General features: G+C 65.9%; 10 protein-coding genes. 7 read left to right on the forward strand and 3 right to left on the reverse strand.

Annotation, left to right across the window (positions count from 1 at the left end; translation table 11 throughout):
- The 3 genes from VML93_RS02630 to VML93_RS02640 form a co-directional block, all read right to left on the reverse strand.
- Positions 1-958 (reverse strand): alpha/beta hydrolase (locus VML93_RS02630; RefSeq protein WP_325607389.1); only part of this gene is annotated, 958 nt, incomplete at its 3' end.
- Between the two features lie 11 nt (positions 959-969).
- Positions 970-2,580: an NAD(P)/FAD-dependent oxidoreductase gene (locus VML93_RS02635; protein WP_325607391.1), complete on the reverse strand. Its 1,611-nt coding sequence runs from the start codon at positions 2,578-2,580 to the stop codon at positions 970-972.
- Positions 2,581-2,769, reverse strand: coding sequence for a hypothetical protein (locus tag VML93_RS02640; protein ID WP_325607393.1), 189 nt, complete (start codon positions 2,767-2,769; stop codon positions 2,581-2,583).
- An 84-nt stretch (positions 2,770-2,853) separates the two neighbouring features.
- On the opposite strand from VML93_RS02640, the gene VML93_RS02645 reads away from it, so the two are divergent.
- The 7 genes from VML93_RS02645 to VML93_RS02675 all read left to right on the forward strand — a co-directional run bounded on the left by VML93_RS02645 (position 2,854) and on the right by VML93_RS02675 (position 10,515).
- Entirely contained in the window at positions 2,854-3,864 is a 1,011-nt protein-coding gene (locus tag VML93_RS02645) for a Rieske 2Fe-2S domain-containing protein (protein ID WP_325607395.1), read from the forward strand.
- Entirely contained in the window at positions 3,861-4,481 is a 621-nt protein-coding gene (locus tag VML93_RS02650) for an isochorismatase family protein (RefSeq protein ID WP_325607397.1), read from the forward strand. Before VML93_RS02645 ends, VML93_RS02650 begins: the two co-directional genes overlap by 4 nt.
- Entirely contained in the window at positions 4,478-5,107 is a 630-nt protein-coding gene (locus VML93_RS02655; RefSeq protein WP_325607399.1) for a PaaI family thioesterase, read from the forward strand. The genes VML93_RS02650 and VML93_RS02655 overlap by 4 nt, the downstream gene beginning before the upstream one ends.
- A 79-nt stretch (positions 5,108-5,186) precedes the next feature.
- A complete protein-coding gene (locus VML93_RS02660) occupies positions 5,187-6,824 on the forward strand; it encodes an acyl-CoA synthetase (RefSeq protein ID WP_325607401.1) in 1,638 nt (545 codons plus the stop codon).
- A 106-nt stretch (positions 6,825-6,930) separates the two neighbouring features.
- The gene (locus tag VML93_RS02665; protein WP_325607403.1) at positions 6,931-8,133 is read left to right on the forward strand and encodes a cytochrome P450; all 1,203 of its coding nucleotides are present in this window, start codon (positions 6,931-6,933) and stop codon (positions 8,131-8,133) included.
- A gap of 25 nt (positions 8,134-8,158) precedes the next feature.
- Positions 8,159-9,373, forward strand: coding sequence for a CoA transferase (locus VML93_RS02670; protein WP_325607405.1), 1,215 nt, complete (start codon positions 8,159-8,161; stop codon positions 9,371-9,373).
- Positions 9,370-10,515, forward strand: a complete 1,146-nt coding sequence (locus VML93_RS02675; RefSeq protein WP_325607407.1) for a thiolase family protein — start codon at positions 9,370-9,372, stop codon at positions 10,513-10,515. The genes VML93_RS02670 and VML93_RS02675 overlap by 4 nt, the downstream gene beginning before the upstream one ends.
- The last annotated feature ends 199 nt before the right edge of the window (positions 10,516-10,714 follow it).

A 10,714-nucleotide genomic window follows, 5' to 3' on the forward strand; every position in this document is an offset into this window, starting at 1 on the left:
CCCCGACGATCAGCCGGCGATCCGGCGGCGCCGCCGGGTCCACCTGCAACGGATCGATCACCGAGGTCAGCTGCGAGACCACCGTAGACCCCAGCAGTTCCCGGTAGCCGTCGCGAGATGTCCCCCAGCGACCCAGGTGTCGCGCGATCATCGCGTTCAGCCCGAGGATCGGCGTGTACAAGGCGACCGCATCGGTCTGCCGCTCCAGGTGCGAAACCAGCGCGGCCACCGGCGTGCCCATCGAAATCCCAGCCACCACAACGGCAGTGGCCTGCGGCTGTGCCCATTGCACCACGGCGCGGACCTCGGACACCACCCGCATCATGCCCGCGACGTTGCCCAGTGGATCCATGTCCGGATACCGCGGCCAGTGGCGGCGCCGGCTACCGTGGCCGGGCTGAATGGGTAACGCGACGTTGTACCCCAGGCCGTATATCCGGCCGATTCGGCTCAGCAGCAGGTCTTCTGGGCCGCCCTGACCGGCGCCGTGCACCCATATCAGCCACGGTCGCGGCCCATCGCGGTGCCGACACAGATGCACCACCGCCCGCGCCGGTCCGCCCAGACCCTCGGCTTCCAGCGTTTTCGGTAACGCCGGGTCGTGCTCGAACGTCATTCGTTCGTACGTCAGACCCGCGACTCGCTGCCGTCGTAGCGAGCGAACCCGCAACGGCGCCGGGTCGCTGTGCGCGCGGTCGATGCCCAGCTCCGACAGTTCATCGGCCGCCGCGGCGCACTCACTCGGCGGACGCAGTGCGGCAGGGCGCCCGCCGAGCACCGAAAAACCGGACAGGACAAGCTCGTCCAGCATAACCTCACCGAACTGGCGCACACCGCGCGGCGACGCCGGGACCCAGCCGGTTGATTCGTTGAGGCCCGCCAGCGTGCGTGGCACCACCCGGGTCATCTCGCGGCTCAGATCCCGGGCGATGTCCGGAGCTCTCGTCACCCATGACATGTCGTCTCCCTTTATGCCAACTTGAAGCCGGTGTATCCGCCGGCCGCGATTTCATCGCAGCGGCGCCGGTATTCGGGGATCCCGCCGGTATAGCCCATATACATCCGTTTCGTCCCGGGCACGTTGCCGCCGTTGTACCAAGAATTGCAGCTCGGGTGGACCAGCACCGTCGGCGCGACCAGCGCGGTGGCGTGGTCGATCCACTCCTGCTGCGCCGCGCCCAGCGCCTCGATGGTGCGGATCTCGTTGGCACGCAGATAGGCGATGCAGTCGCCGATCCACTCCACATGCTGCTCGAGAGCGGCGACGAAATTCGCGGCGGCGCTGGGACTGGCCGGGCCCTGGATGGTGAACAGGTTCGGGAAGCCGGCAACCGCCAGCCCGAGATAGGACAGCGGCCCTGCGGTGCCCCAGAACTCGCTGAGCGACATCCCGTCGCGGCCGCGAATATCGATACGGGTCAGCGCCCCGGTCATGGCGTCGAACCCGGTGGCGTAGATGATCACGTCAAGTTCATAGTCATCATGCTCGGTGGCCAGGCCGGTCGGTGTCACCTCGCGGATCGGTGCCGTGCGCAGGTCGACGAGGGTGACGTTGTCGCGGTTGAACGTCTCGTAGTAGCCCTGGTCGATGATGGGTCGCTTGCACGCGAAGGGATGGTCGGGCACCAGTGATGCGGCCGTCTCGGGGTCCTTGACGATTCGGGCCACCGCCTCGCCGTACAGCTTCGCGGCCATCCGGTTGGCCTCGATGTCGAAGAAGACGTCACTCCAATTCAGCGCGCCCAGCACCCCGTTCTCTTCGATGGCACGCAGTTGCTCCTCGCGCGAGGCCGACTTCAGTGGCGGCCTGCCCAGCATCTTTAGCAGCACCGAGAAGGCGCTCAACCGCGCCGCGCCAATCGGGTGCGCCCGCTGGGCCGCGCGGATCTCGTCGTAGCGGGACTTCATCTCGTCCAACTCGCCGGGCTCGAAGCGCCGCACCAGCCAGGGCAAGGTATATGCGGGCGAACGCTGGAACACGTATAGCTGCAACGCTTCTCGCGCCACGACTGGGATGAGCTGGATACCGGTCGAGCCGGTGCCGACGACGCCGACCCGCTTTCCGGTGAGGTCCACGTCCTCCTTCGGCCAGCGACTGGTGAACAGCGACCTGCCGGCGAAGGTCGCCATCCCGGGGATGTCGGGTTCCAGCGGCGCCGACAGGATCCCGGAGGCGGCGATCACGAACGACGCCGTGAAATTCTGACCCGAGTCGGTTCGCACCGCCCACTGGGCGGCGTCCTCGTCGAAGGCCATCGCGACGACCGAGCTGGCGAACTGGATGTCGCGGCGCAGATCGAGCCGGTCGGCGACGAAATTCAGATACGCCTCGATCTCGGGTTGCGCCGGCATCGTCTCCGTCCAAACCCATTCCTGCTGAATCTCTTCGGAGAAGCTGTAGGAGTACTCGATGCTTTCGATGTCGCACCGCGCGCCTGGATAACGGTTGAACAGCCAAGTGCCGCCGACGCTTTCGGCCTTCTCCAACACCCGGGCCGGCACGCCGAGCTGCCGCAGCCGGTGCAGCATGTACAAGCCGGAGAATCCGGCACCGATGATGAGCACGTCGACGTCAGGCATCTAGGCCGCCCCGCGGGTGAGGGTGATCTCGGGAACGAGGCTATCGACACCGTTCATTGGCGGCGCCGTCATCGGGTCCGCGCCCCCGGTGCCGGCCGCCATGGACTCGACGTCTTTGGTGTCCAGAAACCGGCAATACCGTGCCTTGAGCTGCCGCAGCGCCTCGAGCTCGTCAGCCGCTTCAGTCATAAAGCTCCTTGCCGCCCGGGGAACGAACTGCTGAAATCTATACTGTAACGGACTTAGTATCAGCAGACAGACGGAGGAGCCGCCGTGAAGGTCCCGTTCACCTGGAAAGTCACCGGGTGGTTCATGGTCGGGTGGTCCCCGGAATTTCCCATCGGCGAGGCCCGACCCCTGCATTACTTCGGCGAGGACCTGGTCGCCTATCGCGACGAGTCCGGTGAACTGCACGTATTGGAAGCCCATTGCAAGCACCTCGGCGCCCACATCGGCCATGGCGGCAAAGTGGTCGGCGACTGCGTCCAGTGCCCCTTCCACGGCTGGCGCTGGGGCCCGGACGGCACCAATCGATACATCCCCTACCAACCCGACCGACCGAACCGGGCGCTGCGACTGCGGGTGTTTCCAGTCAAGGAGCAGTACGACTGCGTGTTCATCTGGCACCACCCGCACGGCGAGCAGCCGCAGTGGGAGATGCCGGACATCTTCCACAAGTTCCCCCAGTTCGAGACCGACCCGGCGGCCTACTACCGGGCGTATCCGGAGTTCTCCAGGCGTGCGGAGCACGAACCGGTGCATCCGCAGATCGTGGCGGAGAACGCCCCCGACAGCGCCCATTTCGAGTACGTGCACCACGCCACAGTGACGCCGCGAGTGCTGGATTGGAAGATCGTCGACCAGGAATGGCAATTCATTGCGGGCTGGCCGGACGCGTGCAGCGACAACCCCGAGGATCTGGCCCTGCGGTTCCACAGCCACTTGTTCGGTCTCGGCGGCGCCATCAGCGTCTTCGAAGGCGCCCAGAATCATCGGCTGATTTTCACCTGCACACCGGTCGATGACGAATGTTCGGACCTGTTCTATTCGATCTGGTGGCCACGAACCCCCGGCGACACCTCGGCCGTGCCTACCGGCAAGCTGCGCGATCTGATCGAAAACCAGTTCCTGTCCACGGTCTTCGACGATCTGGAAATCTGGCGTTACCAGAAGTACGTGGAACGTCCGGCGCTGTCCAAGGTCGACGCGAAAGGCTATATGGCGCTGCGGAAATGGGCGACGCAGTTCTACGACGTCCCGCCGGAAGTCAGCGCCTCCGCATGAGGCCTCAACTCGCCGATCTCGCGGCACCCCAGCACACCGCGTTCGTCACCCAGGAGTGCCAGGGCGCGGTCATCGGTCCGCACGCCGGGCTGGCGCTGCTCGCCGCGGAGGCACGCCGCGAGGCACTGCCCAACATCGCGCGACTGCTGCCGGCCGCGCGGGCAGCAGGCGTGCGCGTCGTGCACTGCCTGGTGCAGCGACGGCCCGACGGGTTGGGTTCCAACCACAACGCCAAGATCTTCACCCTCGGTCACGGTGAGGTCGATATCGAGCCGGGCTCGCCCGGCGCGTCGCTGCTGCCCGAATTAGGCCCTGAGCCAACCGATGTCGTGCTGAGCAGGTGGCACGGCGTGGGGCCGATGGGAGGTACCGACCTCGACGCGGTGCTGCGCAACCTCGGCGTGTCCACCGTCGTCGTGGTGGGGGTTTCGCTCAACATCGCGATCCCCAACTTCGTGATGGACGCGGTCAACGCCGCCTATCGCGTCGTCGTGCCGCGCGACGCGGTGGCGGGCATACCCACCGAGTACGGCGACGCGATGATCGCCAATACGCTGTCGCTGCTGGCCACCATCACCACGACTGACGATCTGCTCCAAGCCTGGGGGGCCCAGTGACGAACGCGCCCGAAACAGCACCCGAAACCCGTGGCGGCTTCCCAGAGGTCAGACCGGTTGAAGACGCACCCCCGGAACTGGGCCGGTTCGTAGCCGCGATGCACCGCCTTCAGGACTTGACCGTCTCCACCCGTCCGGACAGTGCACTGTGGGCCGCAGCGGCCGAGCACGTGGAAAACGCCTGCGCGTTAATGGATGGCCACCAGGTTCCAGAAACCGAGGCGGTGGCCGGCCGGGTGCTGAGTCTGCCCGGGCTGGGCCATCCCCTGCTGCCGCCTTGGCGGGTGATCGACTTCGGAGCCGACGGAGTCACCATGGCCGGCCACTTCACCCAGTCTCACGTGGGCGGAAACCGCGCAGTGCACGGCGGCATGCTCCCCCTGCTCTACGACTGGCTGTTGGGGATGGTCGTTACCGGCGCGAACATCCGACCCACCCGGACTGCGTTTTTGCATGTCGACTACCGCAAGATCACCCCGATCGACGAGCCCTTGACCGCGCGCGGCCGCATCACCGAGATCGAGGGCAGGAAGGTTTTCATCACCGCTAGCATGACGGCGGCCGATGGCACGCTGCTCACCGAAGCCACCGGCCTGATGGTCCGCCTGCTCCCCCACCAACCGTAATGTCGCGAGCAGACGCACAATCGCACTGAGCGAGCCTTGCGAGTGCGATTCTGTGTCTGCTCGGCAGGATAGGAGTCCAATGGAATTCACGGTGCCCGCGGTCGCTTCGGCGGTCGCGGCCAAGATCGGTGACCGGGAACTGGTGATCCAGGGTGAGCGGCGCTACACCTACGCGCAGATCCTCGAGCGGTCCAACCGACTCGCCGCGTATCTGCACTCGCGGGGATTGGGCTGCCACACCGAGCGATCCGCGCTTGCCGGCCACGAGGTGGGCCAGGATCTGCTCGGCCTCTACGCCTACAACGGCAACGAATTCGTGGAGGCGCTGCTCGGCTGCTTCGGAGCGCGAGTTGCGCCGTTCAACGTCAACTTCCGCTACGTCAAGAAGGAACTGCAGTATCTGCTGGCCGACTCCGGGGCGACCGCGCTGATTTACCATTCGGCGTTCGCGCCGCGGGTCGCCGAAGTGCTGCCGGATCTTCCGCGGCTGCGCGTCCTGATCCAGATCGCCGACGACTCGGGTAATGACTTGGTCTACGGTGCAGTGGATTACGAGACTGTGATCGCATCCAGCTCGCCTGAGCCCCTGCCGGTCCAGCACTCACCGGACGACCTGTATGTGCTCTACACCGGTGGCACGACGGGCATGCCGAAGGGTGTGCTGTGGCGCCAGCACGACATCTTCATGACGTCGTTCGGAGGTCGTAATCTCTACACCGGCCAGCCCGCCGGGTCCCTCGACGAGATCGTGGCGACGGCAGCTTCGGGCCCCGGCCCCAAGTTGATGGTGCTGCCGCCGCTGATCCACGGCGCCGCGCAGTGGGCGGTGATGACCGGGCTGACGACGGGACAGTCCATCGTATTCCCTTCGGTCGTAGATCATTTGGATGCCGACGACGTGGTGCGCGCCATCGAGCGGGAGCGGGTGTTCGTGGTGACTGTAGTCGGTGATGCGATGGCGCGGCCGTTGGTCGCCGCGGTCGAGAAAGGTATCGCCGACGTGTCGTCGCTGGCGATAGTCGCCAACGGTGGGGCGCCGCTGACGCCGTACGTCAAGCAGCGCCTGATCGACGTCCTGCCGAACGCCGTAATCGCCGACGGCGTCGGATCGTCGGAGACCGGCGCGCAGATGCACCACCTGTCGACGTCGGGGGCGGTGTCCACCGGGACCTTCAACGCCGGGCCGGATACCTTCGTCGCCGGCGAGGATCTGGGCTCGATCCTGCCGCCCGGCCACGACGGCATCGGCTGGCTGGCCCAGCGCGGCTACGTTCCGCTCGGCTACAAGGGCGACGCCGCCAAGACCGCCGCCACCTTTCCGGTCATCGACGGCGTGCGGTACGCGATCCCCGGCGACCGCGCACGCCAGCGCGCGGACGGTGCTATCGAGTTGCTGGGCCGCGACTCGGTCACCATCAACTCCGGCGGCGAGAAGATCTTCGCCGAAGAGGTCGAAAGCGCGCTGGCGTCGCATCCCGCGGTCGCCGATGTCGTCGTCGCCGGACGGCCGAGCGAGCGGTGGGGGCAGGAAGTCGTGGCCGTCGTCGCGCTCGTCGACGGCGCCCAGGCCGAAGCTGACGAGCTGGTGGCGCATGCGGCAAAGTCGTTGGCGCGCTACAAGCTTCCCAAATCGATCGTGTTCCGGACCGTCATCGAGCGCAGCCCGTCGGGCAAGGCCGACTACCGGTGGGCCCGCACGCAGGCTGAGACTGGGTGACGGGCCGTCGGCATTCGCACGCCGCCCATCTTGTCTACTGTAAGAATTACAGTACGATCTGACACAGCGACCACCCGTCCGATGCTAGAAGATCCCGGAGATCTCAGTGACGAGCCAAGTCCACGACGCGCCCGGCAGCCAAACCGTCGACCTGCGTGACCCGTATCCGTTCTTTGCCCACAAACGCGGGCAGGCCGGCGCATTCGCGGGCACCGTCATGGACTATTCCAAGACGCCGGAAGACTTTCGGCCCAGGTGCGAGTACTCCGCGATGTCGTTCAACGCGGTCAACACGGTGTTTCGCAACAACCAGGTCTTCACCTCGAAGTTGTACGACAAGACGATCGGGCTGTTCATGGGGCCGACCATCCTGGCAATGGACGGCAAGGAGCACCGCGAACATCGCAACCTGGTGTCGGCGGCATTCAAGTCCAAGTCGCTGGCCCGGTGGGAACCGACGATCGTCCGCCCGACCTGCAACGCGTTGATCGACGAGTTCATCGAGACCGGGCGGGCCGATCTGGTCCGGGATTTCACCTTCGAGTTCCCCACCCGGATCATCGCCCAGCTGCTCGGCCTGCCGGCCGAAGACCTGCCGATGTTCCGCAAGCGCGCCGTGGAGGTGATCAGCTACCACGTGAACTACGAACGCGCTTTCGAAGCGTCCGCGGCGCTGAAGGAGTACTTCCTGGTGCAGATCGAGAAGCGCAAATCCAAGCCGACCGAGGACATCATCGGCGATCTGGTCGCCGCGGAGATCGACGGCGAGAAGCTGAGTGACGAAGCGATCTACTCATTTCTGCGGTTGCTGCTGCCCGCCGGCCTGGAAACCACGTACCGCTCGTCGGGCAACTTGCTGTATCTGCTGCTGACCCACCCGGAACAGTTCGCGGCGCTGCGCGCCGACCGCGAGCTGATCCCGCAGGCGATCGAAGAGGGGCTGCGCTTCGAGACTCCGCTGACCACCGTGCAGCGGTACACCACCGAAGACACCGAGCTGGAAGGAGTCGCGATTCCCAACCGCGCGATGATCAGCGTATGCATCGGCTCGGCCAATCGCGACGAGCAACGCTGGGAACGGGCCGAGGAATTCGACATCTTCCGCAAGCACATGCCGCACATCTCCTTCGCGGCGGGCGAACACACCTGTCTGGGACTTCACTTGGCGCGCTTGGAAACTCGCGTCGCCCTGGAATGCCTGCTGAATCGCCTGACCAACATCGAGGTGGTCACCGACGAGGATCCGCACATCCACGGGCAGCCGTTCCGCTCCCCGACGGCCATTCCGGTGACGTTCGACGCGGCGTAACAGGGGGCAGACGATGATCAAAGTGATGGCAGGCATCCGTGTCCTCGAGCTTGCCCAGTTCACGTTCGTCCCGGCGGCGGGCGCCATCCTCGCCGACTGGGGCGCCGACGTCCTCAAAATCGAACACCCGGTGCGCGGTGACACCCAGCGCGGGTTCCTCAATATGGGCGGCATCCAGGTCAACCCGGACCGGCATCCGCTGATGGAACATCCCAACCGGGGCAAGCGCAGCGTCGGGATCGACGTCTCCACCCCGGGTGGCCGGGAAGTGCTCTACGAACTGGCCAAGACCTCCGACGTGTTCCTGACCAACTACATGCCCGCGCAACGGCGGAAGAACAAATTCGACGTCGAGCACATCCGCGCGGTGAACCCCGACATCGTCTACGCCCGCGGTTCGGCCTACGGCGACAAGGGACCGGAGCGCGACGTCGGGGGCTATGACGGCACGGCCTTTTGGACGCGCAGCGGCGTGGGGCATGCGCTGACGCCGGAAGAGTTGGGCGGCGCACTGGGACAAGGCATTCCCGCGTTCGGCGATTCCATCGGCGGCATGTTCATCGCCGGCGGCATCTCGGCCGCACTGCTGCATCGTGAGCGCACCGGCGAAGCCGTCGAGCTCGACGTGTCGTTGCTGAGCACCGCCTGGTGGGCGGCCGGCGCGAGCGTGACGCAGGGCATGGAGGCCGGCGAGGTCATGCGCACCTCGATGCCGGGGTCGGCAGCCCCGTCGGTGAACCCGTTCATGGCCAACTACACAACCTCCGACGGCGGCACCATCAACCTGTGCATCATCAGCCCGACCGGGATAATCCGCGACACCTTCGAGCACCTCGGTATCCCCGAGGCGGCCGACGATCCGCGCTTCGCCGAGGTGCTGCCACTGATACAGAACGCCGACGCCGCCACTGAGCTGATCGCGAAGGCCTTCGCCGGCAAGCCTTTCGACTACTGGCGCCAGCACCTGAAGACGATGAAGGGCCAGTGGGCGCCGTTTCAGAGTCTGCTCGATCTGGCCGACGACGAGCAGGCCATCGCCAACGACATGATCGCCGAAGTCGAGCTCGCCAGCGGCGGAGAACCATTCCGCGTGGTGCGCGGGCCGGTCCAGTTCAACCATGAGCCGCTGCAGACCATCCGGGCGCCGCAGGCGTCCGAGCACACCGAAATCGTCTTGATGGAGCTGGGGATGGATTGGGACCGTATCTCCGAACTGAAGGAATCAGGGGCTATCGCATGAGTGACGTTGCGATCGTTGGCGTGGGTCTGCACCCGTTCGGCCGCTTCGAGGGCAAGTCCGCGATGCAGATGGCCGGCGATGCGATCCAACTCGCGCTCGCCGACGCCGGCCTGGAATGGAAGGACATCCAGTTCGCGGTCGGCGGCAGCTGGACGGTGGCGAATCCGGACGCGATCGTCGGAATGGTGGGGCTCACCGGGATTCCGTTCACCGATGTGTTCAACGCGTGCGCCACCGCGGCCAGCGCGACCAAAGCGTGCGCCGACGGTATCCGGTTGGGCGACTACGACATCGGCATCGCGGTGGGTATGGACAAGCATCCGCGCGGGGCCTTCACCGAGGACCCGGCGCTGGTCGGGATGCCGAGCTGGTACGCCGAGAACGGGCAGTACCTCACCACCAAATTCTTCGGGATGAAGGCCAACCGCTACCTGCACGACCATGGCATCTCGGTCGGCACGCTGGCCAAGGTGGCGGCTAAGAACTTCCGCAATGGAGCGTTGAACCCCAACGCATTTCGCCGCAAGCCGATGTCCGAGGAGGCCATCCTCAACTCGCCGGTGCTGAACTACCCACTGACCCAGTACATGTTCTGCGCTCCCGACGAGGGTGCCGCCGCGGCCATCATGTGCCGCGCCGACATCGCGCACCGATTCACCGACAAACCCGTGTACGTTCGCGCGGTCGAGGTCCGCACCCGCCGCTACGGCGCCTACGAGGTGAACACCACTTACGCGCCGGTCGAGGAGGACGTCTCGCCGACGGTTTATGCCGCCAGGGCCGCGTTCGAAAAGGCCGGTGTGGCACCGGATGACGTCGACGTCATCCAGCTACAGGACACCGACGCGGGCGCCGAGGTGATCCACATGGCCGAGGCCGGATTCTGCGCCGACGGCGAGCAGGAAAAGCTGTTGGCCGACGGGGCAACCGAGATCACCGGAGCGATGCCGGTCAACACCGACGGCGGCCTGATCGCCAACGGCGAGCCGATTGGGGCGTCCGGGCTGCGGCAGGTACACGAGTTGGTGCGCCAGTTGCGCGGCGAGGCCGGTGACCGCCAGGTCCCAGGCTCGCCGCAAGTCGGGTTCGCGCAGGTTTACGGCGCACCCGGCACCGCCGCCGCCACGATCCTGACGACCTGAGTCAGCGCGTCGAGGGCGAAGACTTCTAGATAACCCCGCCGCTCCAGTCGGACCGGATAATGCCGTAATAAAGGGTGTCCATTCGTCCGCCGGCGGCTGTCCGCCACGCTTCGCGGAAAACGCCCTCCCTGATGTACCCGCAAGCTTCAAAGACCTTCTGCATCGGGATGTTGTCGCCGCGAGTGGTACCTGAGATGCG

This window comes from Mycobacterium sp., assembly GCF_035499775.1.
Lineage (GTDB): Bacteria > Actinomycetota > Actinomycetes > Mycobacteriales > Mycobacteriaceae > Mycobacterium.